This window comes from Nocardia acididurans (assembly GCF_016741815.1).
GTDB classification, from domain to species: domain Bacteria; phylum Actinomycetota; class Actinomycetes; order Mycobacteriales; family Mycobacteriaceae; genus Nocardia; species Nocardia acididurans.
On sequence record NZ_JAERRJ010000001.1, the window covers coordinates 615,131 to 638,949 of the forward strand.

Below are 23,819 nucleotides of genomic sequence, written 5' to 3' on the forward strand. Positions count from 1 at the left end.
TCGCTCCGCGGCGGTAATCGCGGGGTCCGCACGCTGGAACGGCGTGCGGTGCTGTTCTGGTTCACCGCGGATCTCATTCCGCTGTACGCCCTCTACGCGCTGCTCTTCGCCGATCACGGGCTGAGCCTCGCGCAGATCTCCTCGCTGCTGGCCATCTGGTCGACGACGTCCTTCCTGCTGGAGGTGCCGTCGGGCGCCTGGGCCGACACGGTGTCGCGGCGTGCGCTGCTGGTGTTGCAGGGGGTGCTGCTGTGCGCCGGTTTCGCGACGTGGACGGTCTTCCCGTCGTACGCGGGTTTCGCGGTGGGTTTCATCCTCTGGGGTACCTCGGGCGCATTGCGTTCGGGCACCTTCGAGGCGCTGATCTACGACGATCTCGCCGCGCGTGACGCGACCGCCGACTACCCGCGCATCATGGGCCGGGCCCGTGCGGCGGCCGAGATCGCCGCGCTGCTGGGCATTCTCGCGGCAGCGCCGCTGTACGCCTGGGGTGGATACGCCTTGGTCGGCTGGTCGAGTGTGCTCATCGCCGCGCTGCACGCGCTCACCGCGCTCACTCTGCCGAGCGCGCCGAAGGTGGTGTCGACGGCCGATGTCGAGGAACTCGAGGAGGATTCCGATGCTGTCGTCGATTTCGATTCGGGGAGAACGACTCTCACCAGATATCTGACAATGCTGCGCACCGGTGTGCGTGAGGCGCTGCGGGTGCGGGTGATTCGTCGCGGTGTGATCCTGGCGGCCCTGCTCAACGGCATCACCGCCTACGACGAGTACTTCGCCCTGCTCGCCGGTCATGCCGGTGTGTCCCCCTCGGTGGCGGCCGTTCTCGTGGGTGTGACCGTCGTGGGCGCGGTGGCGGGTGCGGCGCTGGCGGACCGGACCGCCGGAATCCGCCCGCGCACCATGGCTTTCGCGTTGGCGGCCGGTGGTTTCCTGTTCATCGGCGGCGCTCTGCTGTCGGGTCTGGCCGCGCAGCATCCGCAGGCCGTGCACGTCCTGACGGCGGTCGGTTTCACCGCGCTCGGCATCGCCTACGGCATCGATTACAACGCCGAGGTGATCGCCGAGGCGCGGTTGCAGGATGCCATCGAGGGTCCGGCTCGTGCCACCGTCACCTCGGTGTCCGGTCTGATCACCGAGGTGATCGCGCTGGCGGTGTTCGGTTTCGCGGCGCTGGTGTCGCTGTGGCTGCCGATTCCGGTGCTGGTGGCGCTGCTGGGTGTGCCGTTCCTGTTGACGGCCGCGCTGTTCCCGTCCTGGTCGCCGCGGCGGGCGGTTACACCACTGAGGGCCGGGTGAGGCTGGACCAGAGCGGGTGGCCCTGCTGTGCGAAGCGCCGGGTGAGTTCGTGGCGGGCGTTCTCGTCGCCGCGCGGATTGTTCACGCAGAACCGGCCTTCGGCGGCGGTCAGCAGTTTCACGTTGAGCAGCCGGATGGTGGACAGGGGTCCGTCGACGGTCGCGGGTAGCTCCCGGTCGGTGATGCCGACCATGACGACGGCGGCGCCGTCCTCGAGGTAGGTGCCGGCGGCTTCGGCGGGGAGTTCGGCCTCGGCGAGTTCGATGGTGATGACGCCGTCCCGGTCGACCAGGTCGGGGACTTCGAAGCCGTACTGCGCCACCAGATTCGACACGGTCATGACGGTCTGGCCGAACCAGGAGTGCGCGATGGTCATGGCGTCGCTGTCGAGCGGCAGGTCGGGGGTGATGCCGTACACCTCGAGCTCGTAGCCGTTGGTCGGCGCGGCGTCGGCCCATTCGGTGGGGTCGGCGAGCCCGCTGCTGGCGACCAGCAGCGCGTTGTCGCGGCGCGCGATGCTGTGTGCCTGTCGCAGGGCGGGCCAGCGCGGTCCGCCCAGGAATGCCGGATTGAACAGATGGGCGATGACGTCGGTATCGCGCCGCCCCCAGGAATCCCATGCGGCGTCGATGGCCGCGTAGGTCGCGTCATCATGGATGCCGCCGATTACGCCTTCACTCACCGGATTACCGTATAGGTCACTCGTACAGGCGCGAAATGTGATGCACCCCAAAGGCATACATATGCCTTCGGGGTGCGAGTCCGGAATTGTCCGGTGTCAGAACTGATTTCCCGTTCCGGGTGGCGGCGGATAGCCGGGTCCGTTCGGATTTCCGGGTCCGCCGGGATATCCCGGGCTGTCGGGGTAACCGGGTCCGCCCGGGTACGGCGGTTCGGGGTAGCCCGGCCCGTTGGAGGACCGGCCCTTGGGGTCGGGCCCGTACTGGTTGGGTCCGGGTGTGCCGTCCATGAGCGCGAAGATGAACAGCACCAGCGATCCGACGCAGGGCACCAGGTGCAGCAGCAGCCACCAGGCGGTCCGGTCGATGTCGTGCAGGCGTCGCGCGCCGACGGCCAGGGTCGGCAGCAGCAGTGCCAGCCACGCGATGGCCTCGAAGAGGCCACCGCGGTTCCCGTCGTCGCCCCACCGGAGTCCGAAGAGGGCGTCGAGGATACTGGCGGCGATCCCGACCAGGACGCTGAACAGGAAGAACCACCAGTATTCGCTGCGGCGTGCTCGGCCGTTGAAGTTGGTGTACTGCGTGAGCACGCTTCTGACAGCATCCGCGAAATTCATGTGAACCTCCTGGAGTGAGCGGTCGTGCTCAGTCTGGTCTGGTTGCCGATGAATTGCTGTGTGCAACGCCGGATGCGAGTGAATCGGATGAATCAGGCGTACGGGTACTGCTGCGGCTGCCCCGGCTGCGGCTGACCCGGGTAGGGCTGACCGTACTGCGGCTGCTGGCCGGGGTACGGCTGGCCGGGGTACGGCTGGCCCTGGTAGGGCTGACCCGGGTAGGGCTGGTAGCCGCCGCCGTGCGGGTTCTTCGGGTCCGGGCCGTACTGGTTGGGGCCGGGTGTGCCTTCCATGCAGTAGAAGACGAGCAGGATGATGCCGCCCACCAGCGGGATGAATCCGAGCAGGATGAACCACCCGCTCTTGTCGGTGTCGTGCAGGCGGCGGACCGTGACGGCCAGGTTCGGGACCAGCCCGCCGAGCAGCACCACCGCGTAGAGCAGCATGCCGACGATGCCGAGCGATTCATGGATGGCGGACAGCAGCCCGGCCAGAATCGCGGTCGCGAAGTAGACCAGGAAGAAACCGAGCACCCACCACCACAGCTCACTGCGGCGGGCCCGGCCGTTGAAATTCGCATACTGAGACAGCACGCTCTTGATGGCTTCACCGAAGCCCATGAGAAACCTCCCCGAAAGAACGATCGAACCCGCGTAATTCTGCACATCCCCCTGCCGGTTGCAAATCGAAAAACCGGGCGAATGGAACAATCGGGCGGTGGTGCGACGGCGATTCGGGCTGATATTCGGAGGTTCCATCGGTGCGGGCGTAGCAGTGCAGGCGCGCATCAACGGCGAGCTGGGAGCCCGGGTGGGCGACGGAATCGCCGCCGCTGTCATCAGTTTCGGCACCGGCCTGCTGCTGCTCGCGATCGCGTTCGCGGTGAGCCGCCGATTGCGCGCGGGCGTCGGCGAGGTGCGTCGTGCGCTGCGGGCCGGTCGTTTGCGCGGATGGCACCTGCTGGGTGGCCTGTGCGGTGCGTTCTTCGTCGCATGTCAGGGCCTCACCGTCGCCGCGATCGGTGTGACGGCTTTCACGGTGGCAGTGGTGGCGGGGCAGCTGGTGAGCAGTCTGGTGGTGGACCGGTTGGGTATAGGTCCGGCCGGGCGCACGCCGGTGACCGTATTCCGTTCGACCGGCGCCGGATTGGCGTTGGTGGCGGTGCTGCTGGCGGTGGTCGGGCGGCACGGGGGAGTGGGCGGCCTGTCGGTGCCGGAGGCGTTCCGCGGTGGCCCGCAGATCCTGTTGATCGGTCTGCCGCTGCTGGCCGGTTTCGGGGTTGCCTGGCAGCAGGCGGTGAACGGCCGGGTCGGTGCGGTCGGCGGCCCGCCCTCGGCGACGCTCGCCAATTTCGTGACGGGGACGGCCGCGCTGCTGCTGGTGGAGGCTGCCCTGATCGCCGGAAACGGCTGGCCCACCGGCTTTCCCGCCGAACCCTGGTATTACCTCGGTGGCGTGATCGGCGTCGCGTTCATCGCGCTGGCCGTGGTGGTGGTCCGTCGGATCGGTGTCCTGCTGCTCGGTCTGACCTCGGTGGCCGGTCAGTTGTCGATGTCGTTGCTGCTGGACGTGGTGGTCCCCGCCGGGCCGGGTTTGACGGCGAGCGCGGTGGTGGGCTGCGTACTCACTTTCGTAGCGGTCGGTTCGGCCGCCCGCACTCGAACCGCCGAATAGTGTTCCGCTGATTCGTGTTTCGCTCCGGCGACGGTTGTGCCATGGTGCGCACATGCTGATCGACTACGGAGTGTGGGCGTCCCGGCTGGCGCTGTGTGTGGTGTTCGGCCTGTCGGCGTGGGGCAAGCTGCTGGACCCGGCCGGCACCCGGAAGGCGGTGGGGGAGTTCGGGATAGCGCTGCGCTGGGTGCCCGCCGTGGCCTGGATGCTGACGTTCGTCGAGGCGGCGGTCGCGGTCGCGGTGCTGCCGCGGTGGACGGCGCTGCCCGCGGCGGCGCTGGCGATCACCCTGCTGGGGGTGTTCACCGGGACGATGATGCGCCTGCTGCGCGCCGGGAAGCGACCGGCCTGCGCCTGTTTCGGTTCGGTGAGCGCGAAGCCGATCGGCTGGTCGACGATCGGCCGCAATGGGGGCCTGCTGGCGCTCGCGGTGGTCGTGCTGCTCGGCGCGGCCGCGCGGCACGAGGTTCCGGCCGTGCTGCCGGTGGATCACGCGGTGGGTATGGCGGTGGCCGCGGTCCTGGTGGCCGCGCTGCTGTGGCTGGGTGCGCTGGTGTTCGAACTGCGGCGCCGGCTCGATCAGCAGACCCTGTCGACCCTGGGTGGCGAGGGTCTGCCGGTGGGTGCGGTGGCCCCGGAATTCGAGTTGCTGCGCACCGAGGGCGGGCGAATCGGTTTGGCGCAGTTGCTGTCTCCGGGGCGGCAGCTGCTGCTGGTGTTCGTGCACCCGCACTGTGAGATGTGCGCGGCGCTGGCGCGGGAGCTGCCGCGCTGGCAGCGCCGCGCGGCCGAGTCGCTGACGATCGTGATGGTGGGCAACGGCGATGTGGCCGAGCATGCCGCGTGGGGCCGGGAGCAGGGGCTGGGTGAGATTCCGGTGATGGTGCAGCAGGGAAACGAGGCGGCGCTGCGGTATCGGGTGCGCGGAACGCCATCGGGGGTGCTGATCGGCACGAACGGTCAGGTGTCCGCGCCCGTGGCGCGGGGGGCGATGGCCATTCGTGACCTGATAATCCAGGCGAAACGAACTGGCGGCCACGCCATTTCGGACAATACGGGCCGGTCTTCTAATTCCCTTGGTGCACAAACGATTTCACCATAGCGCGTGGTTCGTGAGCCTTACCATCGAATGGCAAGGTTCCATCCGTTCACCCAGCGCACAAGCGAGGGATCATCATGGCGGACTTCGCATTCACCGACTATTCCGGCAAAGAATTCGTCATTCGACTCGAGAACGAGCAGCGCATCGCCGAGGCGCGCCGCATCCTGTCCGGTGAGGAAACAATGTCGACCCATGTGATGGGCCGGATCCGGAAATCCCGGGCCGACTACAACCCGGGCTGGAGTTTCCACCTCGATCCGGACACCATCACATTTTTCACCATGGCCATCGAGGTGTGCGATTCCAGCATCACTTACCTCGAGGATCATCTCGACGAGGCGTGCGGCGCGTTCCTGCCCGGCTGCTTCTGGTGTCCGTGGTCGTCCAAGCTGACCCGCGAAGTCTCCTGACCCGCACCCGCGAATCGCGGTCGCGGATCAGAGTTTGCGCGACCGCAATTCGTGTCCCTTGGACGTCTTGCAGCGTCCCGATTCCAGATCCCACTGCCAGCCGTGCAGGTTGCAGGTGAGCGTATTGCCTTCCACCACACCGAATTTCGACAGATCCGCCTTCAGGTGCGGGCAGCGCCGCTGCACCTCCCAGCCCTCGAGTTCGGTGGAGGCCGAATCGTCGTGCGCCTCGGAGAACCAGCCGTCCGCGTAGGCGATGCGCTCGTCGGTGAGGCATTTGAAGAACGTGTAGAGGAACTCGTTGTAGCCGCCGATGCGCCAGGTGGTGAAGCGCGTCGACAGGAAGATCGTGTTCACCCAGTCGGGTTCGTTGTCGCGCAGCACGGTGCGCACCAGCTGCTTGTCGATGCGGAATCCGTAGCGGTGCTTGCCTTCTCCCGCGACGGGTTCGCGCACGATCCGCTTCGGGAAGTCCAGCACCACGGTCTCGTCGCCCATGACCAGGCTGACCGGATAGCCGATGCCGTCGCAGATGAGATCGCTCTGCGCCATGATCGGCTCGAACAGCTCCTTGAGCTGCCCCAGCAGCGGCGTACCGTCTTCGACCGCCCACGTTGCCTTTTCGGCCGCGAGCACCGGGGCCATGCGCTGGGCCATGTCCTCGATGTACGCGGCCTTGTCGCGGTAGACGAGGTCCGGATCGGTCAGGTGGGTGAGCGAAACCAGTTCCTTGCCACGCAGATCCGCGGTCGAGCCGGGGATCATGAGCAGCCCGCCCTCGTTGCCGTGGATCTTCATCTGCTCGAGGAAGACGATCTGGTCGGGGAAGATATTGCCCTCGTCGCCGCGATCGTCGTTCAGGTAGCGCAGTTCGTCGTCGAGGAAGACCGGCGGTCCGGCGGACGGGACGACCCAGGTGGCCCCGACCTGCTCGATGTAGGAGCGGCAGCGGTCCATGCCGCGCTGGCGCTTCTGCTTGCCGAAGTTGGCCTTGGTCTTGGCCGGGATGTCGTACACCATCGGGTACCAGATGGCCCCGGAGTACTGCAGCAGGTGGATGTCGACGTGCCCGAACGCGTCGTGCAGCACGTCCATGTCGACCGGCCGCGCGTCGTTCATGTTGAAGCAGACGGTTTCGCCGTCGGAGACGACCAGGCCGGAGTCGCCGATGGGACCGTCGGCGGGCGCGCGCAGCGCGATGATCATGATGTCCAGGTCGCCGCCCGGCCCGGTCACGGTGTGCTTGACCGAGTCCTCGGTCTCCACGAACGTGTGGAAGCCGAGCTTCTCCAGCTCACGCTTGAGATCCGGCACGGGATAGTCGGGCAGCAGGACGACGGCGTCCTTGTTCACCTTGTCCGCGAGATGCTGGGCATCCCAGTGATCGCGGTGCAGGTGCGAGACATAGAGGAAGTCGCAGTTCCCCAGCTCGTCCCAGTCCAGCTGGGTGTTGTCCGGAAACGGGAACCAGGATCCGAAGTACGCCGGGTTCACCCATGGATCGCAGAGGATCGTCCCGGCCTTGGTACGGATGTGGAATCCGGCGTGTCCGACGCTGGTGATCTGCACGAGCTATCTTCCTCCCTGACCGTTACCAGCCACCCAGCTTACGGGCTAGCCCGAAACGTCGCCGATGCAGTAACCGTCGCTGCCCGACTTCAGGGTGAATGTCTGTTTTTTCCGGACCCCGGAGGCGGTGGTGACCGGGACCGACACGGTGATGTACTCGTCGTACGGCCACTCCGATTTGATGGACTCGTCGGTGAAACTCCGGATACCGGTCATGGTCCGCGCGCCCGCGGCCATGGGCGGCACGACGGATTTCCCGTTCTCGTCCGGATCCCAGCTCCGCTCCGCCGCGCAAACCAGCGGATACGAGCTCTCCACATCGGCCGAATCCAGCGGCGCGCCGACCGCCCGCGCCAGGAACCGCCGCACGGTGTGCCGGGCGTCGGCCGCGTTGAAGGCGATCTCGTCCCCGCTCGCGAAGACATGCGGGCAGGCGTACCCGGCCGCGACGTCCCGATCCCGGGCGACCACCGTGACGGCCGCGGATCGCCACACGAAGACCGACCCGGAGCGCACGCCCGGCTCGTCGATCGCCTCGAGAATCGGGCCGGGCGTGTCGTACATATCGCGCACATTGCCGGGAGCCATGGTCCAGCACCGGTTCTCCAGCTCGTCGAGACTGCCGGCGCGCAGGTCGGCGGCCCACCGGCCGATGGCGGCGACGCTGGGTTCGGGCGCGCCGGGCGCGGCCGAGGGGGCGGGCGCGGCGGCCTGCTCCGGCGCGTCGCCCGGAATGCCCACGGCCGCATCGCATCCCGTGAGCAGTAAAGCGGCCGCGACGGCGAGTCTTCCGAGCAGTCCCCCGCGGTCGTGTCCACGCAGTGCTGTTCGGCCGTATTCCACGCGCAAGAACCCTTTCGGTTGTTGTTACCTGGATCACTGGTCGCGGCTGAGGTAGGGACTAAGGTACCGAAATTGTGGAACCCGTCTACTTCCCGATCATCGGGCTGGCTCGCACCGTGTTCGCACTGCAGGGGCTGAAGTTCACCGTCACCGGTGACGAGAACATTCCCGCGCAGGGTGGCGCGGTCATCGCGATCAATCACACCGGATACATGGACTTCACGTACGCGGGACTCCCCGCACGTACGACGAAGCGTTATATCCGCTTCATGGCGAAGAAGGAAGTCTTCGACAATTCCGTGAGCGGACCGATCATGCGGGCGCTCAAGCACATTCCCGTGGATCGGGCGGCAGGCGGCGATTCCTACCAGGAAGCCGTGAACCGTCTGAAAGCCGGTGAACTGGTGGGCGTCTACCCCGAGGCCACCATCAGCCGCAGCTTCGAGTTGAAGGAATTCAAGTCGGGCGCGGCGCGCATGGCCATCGAAGCGGGCGTCCCGATCATCCCCATCGTCATCTGGGGCGCACAGCGCGTCTGGACCAAGGGCCACCCGAAGCGCCTGGGCCGCACCAACACTCCCATCTCCATCGAGGTCGGCAAGCCCATCGCGCCCGTCGAACCCGCCTCGGCCCTGACCGAGAAGCTGCACACCACAATGGAATCCATGCTTCTCAACGTGCAGAAGGACTATGTGCACGAGCCCGGCGCGTACTGGGTGCCCGCTCGCCTCGGCGGCAGCGCGCCCACCCTGGAAGAGGCGAACGCCCTCGACGCCGCCGAAGCCGCGGAGAAGGCCGCCCGCCGAGCGCGGCAACAGTAGCGTCCGGAGGACGTCGACTCAGCTGGGGTCGGATCCGCGGATCGCCGACAGCCACACCGCCGTGGTCGCGGCGACCGCCGTCGCCCCAGCGAAAGCCGCTGTGCCGCCGCCCGCCACATACACCCACAACAACCCCGCGACGGGAGCCGCCACCGCCGGCTGGGCATCCAGCACCAGCCGCCGCCCGAGCCGCACCGCCTGCGCGGCCGTGGTGGCCGCCTGCGGATCGGCCCGAACCGGATTGTCGACGAGCCGCCCCGGCGGCTCGGTATCCCGCACCCGCCCCGCCGGGTACACCCGCAGGTCACCGACATACACCGCCCGCGAGGACAATTCGGCATTGTCCTGGGTCAGTCCCACCAGCGCCGGATCGAAATACACCGGCACCCACCGGGTTCGCCCGCCGAGATCGAACTCCAGCCACGACCGGCTCACCAGCCGATGCTGCTGCCGCACCCGCCGCACCGCGATCTCCCGCTCCGGCAGCCCGTTCGGCAGGTACCCCAGCGCCATCCCCGATCGAAAAGCGCTGTACCCCAGAATGATCACAGCCACCGTGCCCAGCATGGCGGCCTGGTCCGGATCGGCGAACGGCGCCCAGGCGAGACAGCTCGCCAGAGCGCCGATCGTCACGAGGACCGGATAGGCCAGCGGATGACCCATCCGGCTGATCACTTGAGGAAGCCCACCTTGGTGTAGTCGGGATCGGCCAGGCCGAACGCGCCCCAGTTGGCGAGCTTGCTGTTCACGGCCACGACACCGGCCGACTGCGTCAGCGGGAGCGAGTGCACCTCTTCGAAGATCTTGCGGTCGACCTGGTTCGCCATCTCGATCGCCTTGGCGGGGTCGAGCTCCCGCAGGGTCTGATCGATGAGGGTGTTGAGTTCGGGCGAGCCGATGCGCGCCTTGTTGCCCTGCCAGTTCTCCGGATCGTAGTAGTAGATCTGCCGCAGCGAACCCAGCGGCAGCGTGCTGCCGCTGTAGCTGTACTGCGCCAGGTCGTAGTTGCCCGGATCGATCACATTGGTGAACAGGCCGGTGCCCGGCACGGTCTGGATCTCCAGTCCGACACCGACTTTCGCGAGGTTGGCCTGCACGATCTTGGCCATGTCGACCCACGCGTCCTGCTGGTACATGACGTCCTTCAGGATCAGCTTGCGGCCGTCCTTCTCCCGCACCGTGCCGCCCGGCGGAATGACCCAGCCCAGCGCCTCGAGTTCCTGTGCGGCGGCGTCGGGGTTGTAGGCGACGGATTCCGCATTGTCCTGGTAGCCCTTCTGGCCGTTCAGGAAGACGTGGTTGTTCAGGACCTTGGGTTCGGCCACGATGCCGTGCTGGTTGGTGTCCACGATGGCCTGCCGATCAATGGCCTTCGCGACGGCGCGGCGCACGCCCACATCCGAGAGCAGCGCGCCGGGCGCGCCGTTGAAGGTCAGATGCGACCAGTAGTTGCGGGGCGTGCGGCGGACGGTGACGTTCGGAATGTTGCTCGCGGCGGTCACATTCGCCAGGCCGGACATCGAGGCTTCGTCCAGCTCGTTGTTCTGCATCGCGCCCAGCAGCGCGGCGTTGTCGAGCACGCTGAAGGTGATGGTGTCGAGCACCGGGGTGTCACCCCACCAGTTGGGGTTGCGGCCCAGCGTGATCCGGTTCTGCGTGCGGTCGATGTTCGTGATGGTGAACGGCCCGGCGCTGACCGGCAGACCGTTGCGGGCCCACTCGTTGAAGGCTTGCGGCGAGGCGAAGTTCGCCTTCGGCAGTACCACGCTGAACGGGCCCTGCCACTCGGCGTACGGCTCCTTGTAGGTGACGACGACCTGCCGGTCGTCCACACCGCGCTCCACCGAACCGATGCGCTCGTAACCGGAGGAGGAGGCGACCAGGTACTCGTCGTTGGTGCCGTTCATCGCCTGCCACTGGGCGCGGAAGTCTTCCCAGGTGAGTGGGGTGCCGTCGGACCACATCACCTTGGGGTTGATGGTGTAGACGACCTTTTGCGGGCTGGTCTCGGTCAGCTTGATGTCGGTGTAGTAGTCGGTGTCGAGGTTCAGCTGCCCGGCCGCGTCGGCTTTCCACGCTGTCGGCACCACCGGGGTCAGGACCTCGCTGGTGTCGCCGGTGTTGCCGTCCACGTGCATGGGATTGAACGAGGCGGGCATCGCGCTCAGCGACAGCCGCAGGTTCCCGCCCGGCGCCAGATCCTCGACCGGATGCGGGTTGATGTCGTTGGTGCTGCCGATGGTCGACGAGCCCGCCTCCACCTTGTTGCCGCCGCTACACCCGGAGACGAGCACGCCGAGGGCGACCATGGGGATCGCGAGTCGTACCGCTGTCGAACGTATCCGCAAGGATCGCCCCTTTCTGCCGTGCCGGCTCCTACTTCTGGAAGCCGATCAAGGTGTAGTCGTAGCTCGCGAGCCCCGGCGCACCGTAGTTCGCGACCTCGTTCCGCACGCCGAAGACGCCCATGTCCTGCACCAGCGGCAGCGAATGACCCTCCTCGAAGACCTTGCGGTCCACCTGGTTGGCCAGTTCGATCGCCTTGTCCGGATCGAGTTCCGACAGCGTACGGTCGATGAGCTCGTTCAGCTCGGCGGACCCGATCCGCCCGTAGTTTCCCTGCAGATCATCCGGGTTGTAGGAGTAGATCTGCTGGATGCTGCCGAACGGGAACGGATCGCCCTGGTAGATGAACTGCGCCGCGTCGAAGTCGCCGGGCTGGATGACATCGGTGAAGAAACCCGCCCCCGCCCGCTGATCGATGATGAGTTCGACGCCGATGGCGGACAGGCTCTTCTGGATGACCGTGGCCACCTGCACCCACAGCGGATTCGCGTACATGACATCGCGGATCACCAGCCGCTCACCGTTCTTGGCGCGGATGCCGTCGCCCTGCCGGACCCAGCCGAGCGCGTCGAGTTCCCGGTTGGCCGCGTCCGGGTCGTAGCCGAGCGTGTTGTTCCGGTAGCCGTGCTGGCCCTCCAGGAACACGTGGTTGTCGAGAGTTTTCGGCTGCTTGACGATCCCGTACATGATGCTGTCGGCGACGGCCTGCCGGTCGATGCCCTTCGTGATGGCCACGCGCACAGCCTGATCCGCGAGGATGGAACCCGGCGCGCCGTTGAAGGTGATGTGCCGCCAGCGATTGTCCGGAGCCTGGCGCAGCGCGAGTCCGGCCGTGCCGCGGATGGAGGTCACCTCGTCCAAGCCGGACAGCCGCACCGCGTCGATCTCGTTGTTGCGCAGGGCCGCCGCCCAGGCCGCGCGATCCAGCACGCTGTAGGTGATGGTGTCCAGCTTCGGGGCCGCGCCCCACCATTTCGGATTGCGCTCCAGCACGATCCGGCCCTGCGTACGGTCGGTGGACTTCACCAGGAACGGCCCGGCGGTCAGTGAAATCCCGTTGACCAGCGCGTCGTTGAACGATTCCGGGGTGGCGGTCACCGATTTCGGGTACAGCATCGAGTTGCCCGCGAACTGTCCGCGCCAGTCGGCGTACGGCTTGTCGAAGGTGATGACGGCCTGCCGGTCGTCGGAGCCGCGCTCCACCTTCGCCACCCGGTCGAACCCGTTGTTGATGGCGATCAGGAAGCGTTTGTCCCTGCCGCTCAACGCGTTCGCCTGCGAGGCGATGTCCTCCCAGGTGATCGGGCTGCCGTCGGACCACACCGCCTTCGGGTCGATGGTGTAGACCACCTGCTGCGGTTGCGTGCTGCGCAGCTGGATATCGGTGAAGTAGTCGCGGTTGATGCTGGTCTCGCCGGCCGCGTCGATCACGAAGGAGCGCGGCATCATCGGCCGTACGACATCGGCGATCTCACCGTCGTTGCCGTCGTTGGACAGCGTGTTCCAGTTCGCCGGGAACGAGGTGATGGCCAGCCGCAGATTCCCGCCGTCGCGCAGATTCTCGCGCGGCTGCGGGTTGATATCGCTGCTGCTGCCGATCTCGGCGTCGCCGAGCGGATCGGTGCCCGTCGAACACGAGGTCAGGGCCGCGACGGCCAGCCCCGCCGCGAACAGCAGGGCGGCCCCACGCCGGGACCGGACGGGCCGGCCGCGGCGTTGCCGAATCGGCGTGCAGTGTGGGCGAATCCGCATCGCACCTCTCCTAACGGGCCGCCACCGGCTGCGGGACGGCATCGATCAGTGCGCGCGTATACGTGTGCCGCGGGTCCGCGAAAATCTGTTCCGCGGGCCCGGATTCGACGATCTGCCCCTTGTACATGACGGCGATGTCGTGCGCCAGATTACGCACCACCGAAAGATCGTGGGAGACGAAGAGATACGACAGCCCGCGTTCGGCCTGCAGATCCCGCAGCAGATTCAGCACACCGGCCTGGATGGACACGTCCAGGGACGACACCGGCTCGTCCAGCACCAGCAGTTCCGGATCCAGCGCCAGCGCCCGCGCGATATTGATGCGCTGCTTCTGCCCGCCGGAGAAATCGGCCGGGTAGCGGTCGACGTGCTCCGGGCGCAAACCGACCATCTCGAGCAGTTCCGGTACGCGCCGGTTGATCTCGTCCCGTGACCGGCCGTCGATGCGCAGCGGCTCGGCGAGCGCGTCCGAGATCGGCAGCCGTGGATCCAGCGAGGAGGACGGATCCTGGAACACGATCTGCATCTTGCGCCGGATCTCGCGGCGCTGCTGCTTGGTCAGCGCCGCGATGTCGTACCCGAGGATCTCGATCGACCCCGACTCCGGGCGCACCAGCTCCATGATCTGGGTCAGCGTGGTCGTCTTACCGGACCCGGATTCGCCGACCAGCGCGAGCGTGCGACCCGCGTGGACCTCGAAACTGATGCCGTCCACGGCCTTCACCTCGCCGGTACGGCGGCGGAAGATCACGCCCGAGGTGAGCGGGAAGGTCTTACGCAGCTCCGAGACCCGCAGAATCACCCGCGAGGCATCGGTTTTCACCACGCTGTCCGGACCGGAGATCTCGCGGCGGTAGGCCGTGAACAACTCCGAGGTGCCGACCTCCGACGTGCGGATGCACGCGGCACGATGGCCGGGATCGGTGTCCTGCAGCGGGGGTTCGGCAGCTCGGCAGTCATCGATGGCGATCGGACAGCGGGGTGCGAACGAGCAGCCCGGCGGCAGATCGTGCATGGCCGGCGGTGCACCGACGATGGGGATCAGCGCCGAGCGCGGCGGCGTATCCATGCGCGGGATGGAACCGAGCAGCCCCGCCGTGTACGGCATGCGCGGAGCCGTGAAAAGGTTCTTCGCCGAAGCGGTTTCGACAACCCGCCCGGCGTACATGACAGCCACCCGATCGGCCAGCGTCGCGGCGATACCCATGTCGTGGGTGATCATGATGACGCCCGCGCCGGTGATATCGCGCGCCTTGCGCAGCAGATTCAGGATCTGCTTCTGCACCGTCACGTCCAGCGCCGTGGTCGGCTCATCGCAGATGATCAGTTCGGGATCGTTGGCGATGGCCATGGCGATCACCACCCGCTGGCGCATACCGCCGGAGAACTCGTGCGGAAAAGCGTTGGCGCGCACCGCCGCATCCGGGATGCCCACCAGATCGAGCAGCTCGACCGCCTTGGCCGCCGCCTCGGACCGGCTCATCTTCTTGTGTGCCAGCAACGCTTCCGCGATCTGATCGCCGATCCGGTACACCGGGGTCAGGGCCGACAGCGGGTCCTGGAACACCATGGACACCCGGCTGCCCCGCATGGTGGACATCTGTTTGTCGCCCAGCCCGAGCAGCTCCCGCCCGCGCAGCCGGACCGAGCCGTGCACCCGCGCCTGCTCGGGCAGCAGCCCGATCACCGCGAGCGACGACACCGATTTGCCAGAACCGGATTCGCCGACGATGGCCAGCACCTCACCGTCGTTCACGGTGAAGTTCACCCCGCGTACCGCCTCCACACGCCCCTCTTCGCTGGGGAAGGAGACGCGCAGGTCGGTCACCTCCAGCAGTGGCGCCGTGGTGGCTTTCACCAGGGAGGGGGAAGTCTCGCTCATGACCGCTGCGCCTTCTTCTCGCGCGGGGCCTTCCGCGACCGCGCGCGTTTCGCGCTCGGATCGAAGGCGTCCCGCAGGCCGTCGCCCACCAGGTTCGCGCACAGCACGATGATCACCAGGCAGCCGCCGGCGAACATGAACGTCCACGGGAAGGTGAAAGCCTGTTCGCTGTACCGGCCGATCAGCGAACCCAGCGAGACGTCCGGGAACTGCACGCCGAAACCGAGGAAGCTCAAACCGGTTTCGGCCATCACCGCACCGCCCACGGCCAGCGTGGTGTCGATGATCAGGATGGACGCGATGTTCGGCACGATGTGCGTCGTGATCACCGCCCGGGTCGACGCGCCCATATAGCGAGCGGCCCGGACGAATTCGCGCTCCCGCATGCTCATGGTGAGCCCGCGCACGATACGGGCGCTGATCATCCAGCCGAAGACCGCGATCAACACCATCAGCAGCAGCGTCGAATCATTGCCCTTGGTGCGCGGGGCGAACAGCGCGATCATGATGAAACTGGGCACCACCAGCAGCAGATCGACCAGCCACATGATCGACCGGTCCACCCAGCCGCCCAGCAGCCCGGCCAGCGCACCCGCCAGCGTGGCGAGCACCGCCGTGATGATCGCCGCGCCGAATCCGATGATCAGCGACTTCTGCAGGCCGCGGAGGGTCTGCGCCAGCACGTCCTCGCCGTTGTTCGTGGTGCCGAACCAATGGTCCGGACCCGGCGGCTGCAGGATCGCGGTCCGGTCCTGGTCGGTGTAGGTGTAGGGCAGGAAGTGCGGCAGCACGAAGGCGATCAGGACCAGCGCGGCCAGTACCACCAGGGCGACCACCGAGGTCTTGTTGCGCAGGAAGCGGCGCAGCACCAGCTTCCGGCGACCGGTCGCCTGCTGCGGCGCACCCTGGACGATGATCTCGACATCGGTCATGACACACGCACCCTCGGGTCGAGCAGGGCATAGACGACATCCGACAGCAGGCCGGACAGCAGCACCACCACACCGGCGAACACCGTCGACGCCAGCACGATGTTCAGGTCCTGATCACCGAGCCCGAGGACCAGCCACTCACCCACACCGTGCCAGCCGAAGATCTTCTCGGTGAAGGTCGCGCCGGTGACCAGACCACCCAGGCTGTAGGCGAACAGGGTTGCCATCGGGATGAGCGCGGTGCGCAGGCCGTGCTTGTAGAGCGCGCGGGAACGGGTCAGGCCCTTGGCGCGGGCGGTCCGGATGAAATCGCTGCCCAGCACATCCAGCATGGCGTTGCGCTGGTACCGGCTGTAACCGGCCATCGCGCCCAGCGCCAATCCGAGCGTGGGGATCGCGAGATGCTGAATCCGATCCACCAGCTGATTCCAGAACCCGTGGATCGCCGTCGCCGACGTCTCCCCGGTGTAGAGGAAGATCTGCTCCCCCGTCAGCTGATTGACCTGCAGCGCACCGTATTTCAACATGGTCGCCAGCACGAAGATCGGCGTCGACAGCAGCAGCAGCGACAGGACCGTACTCAGATAGTCACTGAACTTGTACTGCCGGATCGCATTCGCCGCACCGATCAGCACACCGAGCACGGTGCCCACGATGGACCCGATCAGCAGCAGTCGCAGGCTCACCCCGATGCGACGCGGCAGCTCCTCCGAGATCGGCTGCCCCGCCTTGGTCTTCCCGAAGTCGCCCGTGATCGCGCCACCGGCCCAGGACAGGTACCGCTGCGGAATCGGCTCGTCCAGATGCAGTTCCGCGCGCTTTGCCTCGATCACCGACTGCGGCGGACGCGGATTGCGCTCCTCGAGATAGTCCAGCGGCCTGAACGTCAGCGACGCGATGGTGAAGACGAGGAACGATGCCAGCACGAGCAGCACGACATAGTTCACCGCACGTCGCAGTAGAAATCCGGCCATCAGTCCCTCTCGGGTCGAGTCTTAGCCCCAGATCATAAGGACAGGTCCGGCGAATCGTGTGGTGCGCAGGGGCAACATCGGGCAATCCGTATTTCAATTGACGTACGGCAGCGACCAGAGCGGACACCCTGGTCCGGCAAATCAGGCAGGATGGACTAGGTGACACTCTTTCACCTGCCCAAACCCAAGATGGTCGCCACGGACGTGGACGGCACGCTCATCGACCGCAGTGAGCAGGTGAGCCCGCGTACCAAAGCCGCGGTCGACGCGCTGATCGCGGACGGCGTGCCGTTCGTGCTCGCCACCGGACGGCCGCCGCGCTGGATCGATCCGGTGGTGGACGGGCTCGGGTACGCGCCGCTGTGCGTGTGCGGGAACGGCGCGGTCATCTACGACAGCGCGCAGGACCGGATCCTGGCCAGCTACACCCTCGACCCGGACACCCTCGCCTGGGCGGCCGACCTGGCCGAGAGCCTGCTACCCGGGTGCGGGCTGGCCGCCGAACGCATCGGCAGCACCGCGCACGACGCCGCCACCCCGCAGTTCGTGAGCTCACCCGAATACGAGCACGCCTGGCTGAACCCCGACGACACCCGGGTCTCGCGCGCCGAGGTGATCGCGAACGCCGCCATCAAGATGCTCATCCGCCTGCCCGGCGCGGCCAGCGGCGACATGCGCGACATCCTGGAACCCCGCCTGGCCGGCCGCGCCGACGTCACCTACTCCACCGACGACGGCCTCATCGAACTCTCCGCCCCGGGCATCACCAAGGCCACCGGCCTGGCCACCGTCGCGCAGCGGCTCGGCGTCCAGCACGCCACCCTCATCGCCTTCGGCGACATGCCCAACGACGTCCCGATGCTCCGCATGGCCGGCCACGGCGTCGCCATGGGCAACGCCCACCCGGAGGCCAAGGCCGCCGCGGACGAGATCGCCGAGCACAACGACAACGACGGTGTCGCGCAGGTGCTCGAACGCTGGTGGCGGGCTTAGCCTTTCGACCAGCCCGCCGATCCGGCGTCAGTTGACCGGTGCCACCGCCGGAGCGTCCAGCACGTCCGGAATGGTCGCCGCGCCCGGAACGGGCGCACCAGGGTTCGCCGCGCCGGGATTCGTCCCCGGGCCGGTGCCGATGTTCTTCAGCACGGTCGTCACGATCCCGGTGATCGTGTTGTAGATCAGCGACCCGTGCTGGAAGTCGGAGCGGATCCCGTCCTGGATGCGGTACTCGTTGCTCTGCGGCAGCCCGAGAACGCCTGTGCCCGCACCCAATTGGATGAACCGCTCCAGGATCTTCCCGACCACGGAGTAGATCTGCCCGCTCGGCGCGGCGTACACGAACCCGTTGACGAAGTCCGCCGTCTGCCCGCCGTCGCCGGTGGGCTGCGGCACCGACTTCACCTGTCCCAGTGGACCGTTCGGGCCGCCCTGCTCGCTGTAGTACTTCGCCACCGCGCTGCGATCGATCAATCCCAGCAGCCGCGTGGTCAATTCGGCCAGCGTCGCCAGCTCGGTGTCGGTGGTGGTGTCGGTGCTGGTGTCCGGGGTCGTCGCCCCCGGATTCTGGTGGTTCACCTGCACATCCGGCCGGGTGCGCGGCGAGGTGGTGGCCGGGCTCGGACCCGCCACGCCCTCGGCGACGGCCCGGATCCGGTCCATCAGGTTGTAGGCCGCGTCACCCGGGCACGAGGTGTTGCCGACATCGCGGTGCGCGAACACATTCGGCAGTTTCACCGCCTGCCCCATGGCGTACTTGGTGTAGTCGCTGCCCTCGGAGTACATGGTGGTGGAACCCTCGGGGTCGATGCCCGCCACCCGCGCCCGCCAGCCGATGAACTCGCCCATCGACCGCACCGCCACATCGGTCGGCGCTTCCTCCTCGTGGTTGCCCATGAAGGCCACACCGGCGGTGTTGATGTTGAATCCGCCCGCGTGCGCGCCCTCGACGGGCCGGTCCAGTCCGCCGTAGCGACCCTCGAAGATCTGCCCGTACTTGTCGACCAGCGCGTTGTAGCCGATATCGCACCAGCCCAGCGTTTTCGCGTGATACGCGTAGATGGCGCGCACGATGCCCGCCGACTCCGCCTTGCTGTAGTCGTTGCGGCCCGCCGTGTGGTGCACGGTGATGGCCGAGACGCCGTCGTCGTAGGTGGGCTCCTGGCAGCGCACGGATTCGTCCGCGCCCCATTGCGCGCGGGTGATCACCTTCGGTCCGCCGCCGGGCAGCGCGTTCGCCACCTGGGAGAGGTTCTCGTCGATGGTGCCGCGGCCCGGATCGATCAGCACGGCGGCCAGTTTCTCCAGGTCGATCTGCGCCGGATCGCTCGAATCATGCGACAGCGGACCGGGTTCCGTCGGTTGTCCCTGGACGGGCGCGGTGGCCTGCTTGCGGGTCACCAGCACCTGCACCGATTTGGTGTTGCCGACGTAGATGGGTTCGGTTCCGGTGCGGCCGTTGGCCTTCGCGCGTCCGTCCACCTCCTCGGCCGGATACCACGGCCCCCAGGAACCGTCGGGGCGCTGCGCCCGGATCATGGCCGAACGCCCGGCCAGATCCTGCGCGGTGAGTGCGACCATGCTGAACGGAGTTTCCCGGCTGAGTTCCTTGACCTGCGCGCCGACCTGGTTCACCAGTTCGCGCGGGACCGCGCCGGGGGACAGGGCGGGAGTGCTCGGATCGCCGGTGAGGCCGGGGATGGCGGCGGTTCCGGATTCCGGTGCGGCGGCGGCGTTCGGATCGACCGGGACAGTGCCGGGATCGGCCGGGGCCGGGAGAGCGGGATCGGCCGGAGCCGGGAGAGTCTGATCGTCACCGGGCTGCTGCCGCCGGGCGATGAATCCCGGTGCGGCGGTGAGCGGTTCGGTGGGAGCGAAGGAGGCGGGCGCGGTGCCCGCGCCGGTGCCGCTGAGATCGGGGAGTGGAATCTCGCTCGGTAGGTCCACTCCCGGTAGTAGGCCCTGCGGGACGTGCACGGACTTGGGCAGCGGGATCATCCGTAGGTCGGATAGTCGTAGGTCGGGCAGGTTCAGCCCGGTGAGCTCGCGGAGCGGTAGCACGATATCGGGGGACGAGGCCAGCACGACCTCGGTCATCTTCGCAGGTATTGCTGCAAGATTGCTTTCATCGGTGTTCCGGACCTCGGGGCTGTCGCTCAGGGCGAGAACGCCGAGCGGTGCCGTGATGGCCAGGATCGTGGCTATTGGTAGGGCATACGAGGTTTTTGCTTTGCGGTACGGCACAAGCTTCTCCCATTCCAGGTATTTCCGTCGAAAATCGCCCGAAACGATGGGTTGCTTCCTGGCGCATCAACGATCACACTAGTCCCAACTGTCACAGAACCTGAACGTATGGTTGAGGCTTAGCTTTGGATAACTCGAATGTAGCTTCGCGTATCGAAAGAACGGGTATGACATGCCGAACGGGTACCTACACAGGCGCCGGAGACGGCGCCGGCTGATCGCCCTGTCACTCGCTACCGCCACCCTCGCGGGCGTCTGCGCGGGCCTGCTCTGGGCCTGGCCGAAGGGTGCCTACAAACCCCTGGTCGGCCCTGGTCACGGCCGTGGACTGAGCCAGACCGGCGCATTCGACCGAGCCGTCGGCGGCAGCACCGTCGACCAGATCCTCGCCCACTACTACCCCGGCGCCGATATCGGTGAGATCACTCCCGTCCCGGTGCGCGTGCGGCTCACCCAGCAGGACGACAGCACGCTCGACGTCACCTCCGAATCCGGGCTCTTCGTCGCCGGCCGCCGCGTCATCCCCGGCCAGGCCGCCCACCTCACCCCCACTCCCACCGGGGCCGATGTCACCGTCACCACCGGCTGCGACGGCGAAATCCTGTGGGAGGGAACGACCGACGACCCGTGGGTCTACCCCATGACCGACGGCTCCGGCCGCCCCGCCGAGGAACACCTCGAACTCTGCGGCGGCAACGCCTATCGCGGCGTCCTCGGCGCGGTCCTGGAGGGCGACGCCTTCCGCACCGTCAACGAGGTCGACATCGAGGACTACCTGCTCGGTGTGGTCCCCGCCGAAATGGTCCCCAACTGGGCCGATCAGGGCGGTGCGGAAGCGCTGAAGGCGCAGGCCGTCGCCGCGCGCTCCTACGCGCTGGCCGAGAGCCGCTATCCGTACGCCGAAACCTGCGACACCACCGACTGCCAGGTGTATCCGGGCACGGCGAAGGAGGATCCGCGCACCAGCGCGGCCGTGCACGCCACCACCGGCCGAGTGCTGTTGCGCGACAACCACATTCTGCGCTCGGAGTATTCGGCCGCGCCCGACGGCGGCAGCCCGATGGACATCCAGAACCTCGAGGTGGGACCGGCGCTGAGCGAATTCCCTTCGGCCCCCATCCCTTCCGTCGAAATACCACCGGATGTCACACTGGCGGACCTGATTCCGCCGGACCTGCTGACGCCGACCGATCCGATCGCGGACGCGGCCACACCAGAGGCGTCGGTCAAGCCCGGCGTCCCGCCCGAGACGCTCGCCCCGAGCACGGCGATCACGCCGACGCCGCCCCCGGTGTACCGCTCGCCGCGAGCGACGACGACGCTGCCGCAGCCCGCGGTGGGCAACGCGTCAGGCGAGTGAGGTATCGCCGAGCGATTCGGCGAGTTTGCGCAGCAGACCGGCGAGTTCGTCGCGATCGCCGGTGACCAGACCGGCGAGGATGCGTTCCTCGTTGGCCACGTGCAGCGGCAGCAGTGTGTCGACGAGTTCGCGCCCGGTCGCGGTGAGGCGCACCCGGATCGACCGGCGATCGGTCGCGTCCGGAACCCGTTCGACCAGCCCCTTGGCCGTCAGCTTGTCGATGCGATTGGTGATCGCGCCCGAGGTCCGCATGGCGGCCTTGTTGAGCGCGCCCGCGGTGAGCCCGTCCGGGGAGCCGCACCGCAGCAGCGTCGCGAGTACGTCGAACTCCCAGAACTCCAGCCCGTAGGCGCCGAAGAAGTCCTTGAACTCGCGGTCGAGGACGTTCGAGAGCCGGGTGATGCGGGCGCAGACGGCCATTGGGGAGACGTCCACATCGGGCCGCTGGGCGTTCCAGGCCGCGGTGATCAGGTCGACGGCGTCGGTCACGGCCGCTCCTTTTCTCTCGAGGGAAATAATCTCAACATCAAGATACTTGACATCGAAGCATCCTCGATGCTGATATTTCAACATTGAGATTATCAACAAGGAGCTATCGATGACCACCGCACGCACCGGCGCCGCCTCCTACGCCGGCACGCTCGCCCTCGCCGGGCTGGCACCCCTGGTCTGGGGTTCCACCTACGCCGTCACCACCGAATTCCTGCCCCCGGACCGCCCGCTGTTCACCGCCCTCATGCGTGCCCTCCCCGCCGGACTGCTGCTGCTGGCCATCACCCGCACCCTCCCGCACGGTCGCTGGGTCGGCCGCGCCGCCGTCCTCGGCATGCTGAACATCGGCGCGTTCTTCCCGCTGCTGTTCCTCGCCGCCTACCGGCTGCCCGGCGGCGTCGCCGCCGTCCTCGGCGCGGCCGCACCGCTCATCGCCCTCGGCTTCGCCGCCCTCGCCCTGAACGAAAAGCTCACGCTGCGAAAGCTTCTCGCGGGCCTCATCGGCCTGTTCGGCGTCGCGCTGGTGGTACTGCGCGCCACCGCCGTCCTCGACACGGTCGGCGTGATCGCGGGCCTGGCCGGCGCCGCCTCCATGGCCGGCGGCACCGTCATGACCAAGCGCTGGGGCCGCCCCGACGGCGTCGGCCCGCTCGCCATGACCGGCTGGCAGCTCACCGCGGGCGGACTGTTCCTGCTGCCCCTGGCCCTGCTCGTCGAGGGCGCGCCCCCGGCCCTGGACCTCGCGGCCGTCGGCGGCTACCTCTACCTCGGCCTGATCGGCACCGCCGTCGCCTACGCCCTCTGGTTCCGCGGCATCGCCCGCACCAATGCCACCTCCATCGCCTTCCTCGGCCTGCTCAGCCCGGTGTCGGCCGCCGTCATCGGCTGGATCGCCCTCGGCCAGTCGCTGGCCCCGCTGCAGCTGCTCGGCATGCTCATCGCCCTCGGCGCGACCCTGCTCGGCCAGCTCGCCACCGCACCCCGCGCGGTGACCGTGGATGAGGACGAAAACCCCTCGGCGCCACGCGATCCCGCGCGCACCGCCGCCTGATCCAGGGCCGGAGAAACACTCGGCTCCCTTGCCGGAGAAACACATCGGCCGCCGCCCCGGCGGCCGGACATCCCGTGAACCCTGAGGAGCGGAAGACCATGAAGATCACCGTGTTCGGAGCGGCAGGCGGCGTCGGCGGCCGGGTCGTCACCGAGGCCCTGAGCCGCGGACATCAGGTGCGCGCCGTATCCCGATCCCACGATCGGCTCGCCGGACTCTGGGCGGAAGTCGAAGTCATGGCGGGCAGTGCCGCCGACCCGGAATTCGTGACCGCCGCGAGTGTGGGCAGCGATCTGGTCATCAGCGCCACCCGGCCTGTCATCGGCCAGGAGCACGAGCTCGCCGAAGTCGCGGAATCGCTGCTGAAGGGCTTGTCGGGCACCGGAATCCGCCTGCTCGTGGTGGGCGGAGCGGGCAGCCTGGTGGTGCCGGGCACCGGCCTGACCCTCGTCGAACAGCCGGACTTCCCCGCCGAACTGCTGCCCATCGCCGCCGCGTGCGGTGCCCAGCTCGACGTGTTCCAGGCGCACGAAGCCGCTGGGGGAGACGTGGATTGGGCCTACGTGAGCCCGTCCGCACTGCTCGAGCCGGGCGAGCGGACCGGAACCTACCGCCTCGGCGCGGACGAGCTGGTCGCCGATGCCGAAGGGAACTCCGCGATTTCGATGGAGGATCTCGCGGTGGCCCTGCTCGACGAGGCGGAACTGCCGAAGCATCACCGCACCCGTTTCACCGCCGGATACTGAAACCCCTTCGGGGACAACGAAAAGCCCGC

Annotated in this window: 22 protein-coding genes; 9 read left to right on the forward strand and 13 right to left on the reverse strand. The window is 67.6% G+C overall.

The annotated features are described in order from the left end of the window. Positions 1-48 precede the first annotated feature (48 nt). Positions 49-1,299, forward strand: a complete 1,251-nt coding sequence (locus JK358_RS02825; protein WP_201943170.1) for an MFS transporter — start codon at positions 49-51, stop codon at positions 1,297-1,299. Here JK358_RS02825 and JK358_RS02830 read toward each other — a convergent pair. The 3 genes from JK358_RS02830 to JK358_RS02840 all read right to left on the reverse strand — a co-directional run bounded on the left by JK358_RS02830 (position 1,277) and on the right by JK358_RS02840 (position 3,216). Continuing rightward, positions 1,277-1,981, reverse strand: coding sequence for a hypothetical protein (locus JK358_RS02830; RefSeq protein ID WP_201943173.1), 705 nt, complete (start codon positions 1,979-1,981; stop codon positions 1,277-1,279). The two genes, JK358_RS02825 and JK358_RS02830, sit on opposite strands and share 23 nt — an antisense overlap. Before the next feature lie 96 nt (positions 1,982-2,077). Then, on the reverse strand, positions 2,078-2,596 hold the full coding sequence (locus tag JK358_RS02835) for a DUF805 domain-containing protein (RefSeq protein ID WP_201943175.1): 519 nt from the start codon (positions 2,594-2,596) through the stop codon (positions 2,078-2,080). A gap of 92 nt (positions 2,597-2,688) precedes the next feature. Continuing rightward, positions 2,689-3,216: a DUF805 domain-containing protein gene (locus JK358_RS02840; RefSeq protein ID WP_201943178.1), complete on the reverse strand. Its 528-nt coding sequence runs from the start codon at positions 3,214-3,216 to the stop codon at positions 2,689-2,691. Positions 3,217-3,313: 97 nt separating this feature from the next. Between JK358_RS02840 and JK358_RS02845 the strand changes: the two genes are divergently transcribed. The 3 genes from JK358_RS02845 (at position 3,314) to JK358_RS02855 (ending at position 5,782) form a co-directional block, all read left to right on the forward strand. After that, complete coding sequence (locus JK358_RS02845; protein ID WP_201943180.1) at positions 3,314-4,270, forward strand: DMT family transporter; 957 nt, start codon at positions 3,314-3,316, stop codon at positions 4,268-4,270. A gap of 52 nt (positions 4,271-4,322) precedes the next feature. Further along, complete coding sequence (locus JK358_RS02850; protein ID WP_201943183.1) at positions 4,323-5,372, forward strand: MauE/DoxX family redox-associated membrane protein; 1,050 nt, start codon at positions 4,323-4,325, stop codon at positions 5,370-5,372. Between the two features lie 74 nt (positions 5,373-5,446). Then, positions 5,447-5,782 (forward strand): BP74-related protein, encoded by a 336-nt coding sequence (locus JK358_RS02855; RefSeq protein ID WP_201943186.1) that lies wholly within the window; start codon positions 5,447-5,449, stop codon positions 5,780-5,782. A gap of 27 nt (positions 5,783-5,809) precedes the next feature. Here JK358_RS02855 and JK358_RS02860 read toward each other — a convergent pair whose 3' ends face one another. Together JK358_RS02860 and JK358_RS02865 are read right to left on the reverse strand one after the other, a co-directional pair. Further along, positions 5,810-7,351: a Rieske 2Fe-2S domain-containing protein gene (locus tag JK358_RS02860; protein WP_201943189.1), complete on the reverse strand. Its 1,542-nt coding sequence runs from the start codon at positions 7,349-7,351 to the stop codon at positions 5,810-5,812. Between the two features lie 45 nt (positions 7,352-7,396). Next, positions 7,397-8,194 (reverse strand): hypothetical protein, encoded by a 798-nt coding sequence (locus JK358_RS02865; protein ID WP_201943192.1) that lies wholly within the window; start codon positions 8,192-8,194, stop codon positions 7,397-7,399. 74 nt (positions 8,195-8,268) lie between these two features. Here JK358_RS02865 and JK358_RS02870 point away from each other — a divergent pair, with 74 nt between their 5' ends. Continuing rightward, positions 8,269-9,015 carry a lysophospholipid acyltransferase family protein gene (locus JK358_RS02870; RefSeq protein ID WP_201943195.1) on the forward strand — a complete coding sequence of 249 codons (747 nt, stop codon included), beginning with the start codon at positions 8,269-8,271 and terminating at the stop codon, positions 9,013-9,015. 18 nt (positions 9,016-9,033) lie between these two features. On the opposite strand, the gene JK358_RS02875 is transcribed toward JK358_RS02870, so the two are convergent. The 6 genes from JK358_RS02875 to JK358_RS02900 are packed head-to-tail and all read right to left on the reverse strand — an operon-like array spanning position 9,034 to position 16,901. After that, positions 9,034-9,678 carry a hypothetical protein gene (locus JK358_RS02875; RefSeq protein WP_201943806.1) on the reverse strand — a complete coding sequence of 215 codons (645 nt, stop codon included), beginning with the start codon at positions 9,676-9,678 and terminating at the stop codon, positions 9,034-9,036. An 8-nt stretch (positions 9,679-9,686) separates the two neighbouring features. Further along, the gene (locus JK358_RS02880; protein ID WP_201943197.1) at positions 9,687-11,363 is read right to left on the reverse strand and encodes an ABC transporter family substrate-binding protein; all 1,677 of its coding nucleotides are present in this window, start codon (positions 11,361-11,363) and stop codon (positions 9,687-9,689) included. A gap of 28 nt (positions 11,364-11,391) precedes the next feature. Then, on the reverse strand, positions 11,392-13,113 hold the full coding sequence (locus tag JK358_RS02885; RefSeq protein WP_201943198.1) for an ABC transporter family substrate-binding protein: 1,722 nt from the start codon (positions 13,111-13,113) through the stop codon (positions 11,392-11,394). Between the two features lie 10 nt (positions 13,114-13,123). Continuing rightward, positions 13,124-14,995: an ABC transporter ATP-binding protein gene (locus JK358_RS02890; protein WP_201943199.1), complete on the reverse strand. Its 1,872-nt coding sequence runs from the start codon at positions 14,993-14,995 to the stop codon at positions 13,124-13,126. Then, positions 14,992-15,927, reverse strand: coding sequence for an ABC transporter permease (locus tag JK358_RS02895; protein ID WP_201943201.1), 936 nt, complete (start codon positions 15,925-15,927; stop codon positions 14,992-14,994). Before JK358_RS02895 ends, JK358_RS02890 begins: the two co-directional genes overlap by 4 nt. Further along, positions 15,924-16,901, reverse strand: a complete 978-nt coding sequence (locus tag JK358_RS02900; RefSeq protein ID WP_201943203.1) for an ABC transporter permease — start codon at positions 16,899-16,901, stop codon at positions 15,924-15,926. Before JK358_RS02900 ends, JK358_RS02895 begins: the two co-directional genes overlap by 4 nt. Positions 16,902-17,090: 189 nt before the next feature. Between JK358_RS02900 and JK358_RS02905 the strand changes: the two genes are divergently transcribed. Further along, positions 17,091-17,894, forward strand: coding sequence for an HAD family hydrolase (locus JK358_RS02905; RefSeq protein WP_201943807.1), 804 nt, complete (start codon positions 17,091-17,093; stop codon positions 17,892-17,894). 27 nt (positions 17,895-17,921) lie between these two features. Here JK358_RS02905 and JK358_RS02910 read toward each other — a convergent pair whose 3' ends face one another. Then, positions 17,922-19,994, reverse strand: coding sequence for an N-acetylmuramoyl-L-alanine amidase (locus tag JK358_RS02910; protein WP_232850587.1), 2,073 nt, complete (start codon positions 19,992-19,994; stop codon positions 17,922-17,924). A gap of 319 nt (positions 19,995-20,313) precedes the next feature. Between JK358_RS02910 and JK358_RS02915 the strand changes: the two genes are divergently transcribed. After that, positions 20,314-21,501, forward strand: coding sequence for a SpoIID/LytB domain-containing protein (locus tag JK358_RS02915; RefSeq protein WP_201943207.1), 1,188 nt, complete (start codon positions 20,314-20,316; stop codon positions 21,499-21,501). Here JK358_RS02915 and JK358_RS02920 read toward each other — a convergent pair. Then, the gene (locus tag JK358_RS02920; protein ID WP_307817251.1) at positions 21,490-21,990 is read right to left on the reverse strand and encodes a MarR family winged helix-turn-helix transcriptional regulator; all 501 of its coding nucleotides are present in this window, start codon (positions 21,988-21,990) and stop codon (positions 21,490-21,492) included. The two genes, JK358_RS02915 and JK358_RS02920, sit on opposite strands and share 12 nt — an antisense overlap. Positions 21,991-22,099: 109 nt before the next feature. On the opposite strand from JK358_RS02920, the gene JK358_RS02925 reads away from it, so the two are divergent. Continuing rightward, positions 22,100-23,044, forward strand: coding sequence for an EamA family transporter (locus tag JK358_RS02925; RefSeq protein ID WP_201943211.1), 945 nt, complete (start codon positions 22,100-22,102; stop codon positions 23,042-23,044). Positions 23,045-23,142: 98 nt separating this feature from the next. Continuing rightward, positions 23,143-23,790: an NAD(P)-dependent oxidoreductase gene (locus JK358_RS02930; protein ID WP_201943213.1), complete on the forward strand. Its 648-nt coding sequence runs from the start codon at positions 23,143-23,145 to the stop codon at positions 23,788-23,790. Positions 23,791-23,819 lie beyond the last annotated feature (29 nt).

Excerpts from the sequence above, each read along its gene's own strand:
- JK358_RS02840 (WP_201943178.1), bottom strand. The coding sequence starts at position 3,216 with ATGGGCTTCGGTGAAGCCATCAAGAGCGTGCTGTCTCAGTATGCGAAT.
- JK358_RS02890 (WP_201943199.1), bottom strand. The coding sequence starts at position 14,995 with ATGAGCGAGACTTCCCCCTCCCTGGTGAAAGCCACCACGGCGCCACTG.
- JK358_RS02905 (WP_201943807.1), top strand. The coding sequence starts at position 17,091 with ATGGTCGCCACGGACGTGGACGGCACGCTCATCGACCGCAGTGAGCAG.
- JK358_RS02910 (WP_232850587.1), bottom strand. The coding sequence starts at position 19,994 with ATGACCGAGGTCGTGCTGGCCTCGTCCCCCGATATCGTGCTACCGCTC.
- JK358_RS02930 (WP_201943213.1), top strand. The coding sequence starts at position 23,143 with ATGAAGATCACCGTGTTCGGAGCGGCAGGCGGCGTCGGCGGCCGGGTC.
- JK358_RS02885 (WP_201943198.1), bottom strand. The coding sequence starts at position 13,113 with ATGCGGATTCGCCCACACTGCACGCCGATTCGGCAACGCCGCGGCCGG.
- JK358_RS02900 (WP_201943203.1), bottom strand. The coding sequence starts at position 16,901 with ATGGCCGGATTTCTACTGCGACGTGCGGTGAACTATGTCGTGCTGCTC.
- JK358_RS02855 (WP_201943186.1), top strand. The coding sequence starts at position 5,447 with ATGGCGGACTTCGCATTCACCGACTATTCCGGCAAAGAATTCGTCATT.
- JK358_RS02835 (WP_201943175.1), bottom strand. The coding sequence starts at position 2,596 with ATGAATTTCGCGGATGCTGTCAGAAGCGTGCTCACGCAGTACACCAAC.
- JK358_RS02875 (WP_201943806.1), bottom strand. The coding sequence starts at position 9,678 with ATGGGTCATCCGCTGGCCTATCCGGTCCTCGTGACGATCGGCGCTCTG.
- JK358_RS02925 (WP_201943211.1), top strand. The coding sequence starts at position 22,100 with ATGACCACCGCACGCACCGGCGCCGCCTCCTACGCCGGCACGCTCGCC.
- JK358_RS02895 (WP_201943201.1), bottom strand. The coding sequence starts at position 15,927 with ATGACCGATGTCGAGATCATCGTCCAGGGTGCGCCGCAGCAGGCGACC.
- JK358_RS02915 (WP_201943207.1), top strand. The coding sequence starts at position 20,314 with ATGCCGAACGGGTACCTACACAGGCGCCGGAGACGGCGCCGGCTGATC.
- JK358_RS02850 (WP_201943183.1), top strand. The coding sequence starts at position 4,323 with ATGCTGATCGACTACGGAGTGTGGGCGTCCCGGCTGGCGCTGTGTGTG.